This window comes from Robertmurraya korlensis, assembly GCF_023715225.1.
Classification (GTDB): domain Bacteria; phylum Bacillota; class Bacilli; order Bacillales; family Cytobacillaceae; genus Robertmurraya_A.
The window spans coordinates 1-413 of the sequence record NZ_JAMBNS010000142.1; the positions used below are offsets into that span (position 1 = coordinate 1).

Annotated in this window: 1 protein-coding gene; it reads left to right on the plus strand. The window is 42.9% G+C overall.

The features are described 5' to 3' along the window. The coding region (locus M3175_RS26150) for a fatty acid desaturase (protein WP_251524630.1) at window positions 1-413 on the plus strand (413 nt) is incomplete at both ends.

The window sequence follows — 413 nt, forward strand, 5'->3', positions numbered from 1 at the left end:
GGTGGATGCTCAAAAACTACCCAAGCGGCCATTATGACTACAAAAATATCCCAGATTTAAAAGCTGATCCTGTGTTAGTGGCGCAAGATAAATATTATGCCCTGTGGATTTTATTGGCCAATATTGGCTTGCCAGCGTTGTTTGGTTGGATGGTGGGTGATATTGCAGGTACCTTAGTACTTGCAGGGCTACTGCGTTTGGTGTTAAGCCATCATTTTACTTTCTTTATCAACTCGCTTTGCCATATGTTTGGTACCCGTCCTTATACCGATACCAACACCGCGCGTGATAATCCGATTCTGGCGATTTTCACTTGGGGCGAAGGCTATCATAACTACCACCACTTTTTCCAATACGACTATCGCAATGGGGTAAAATGGTGGCAATATGATCCTAGCAAATGGATTATTTAT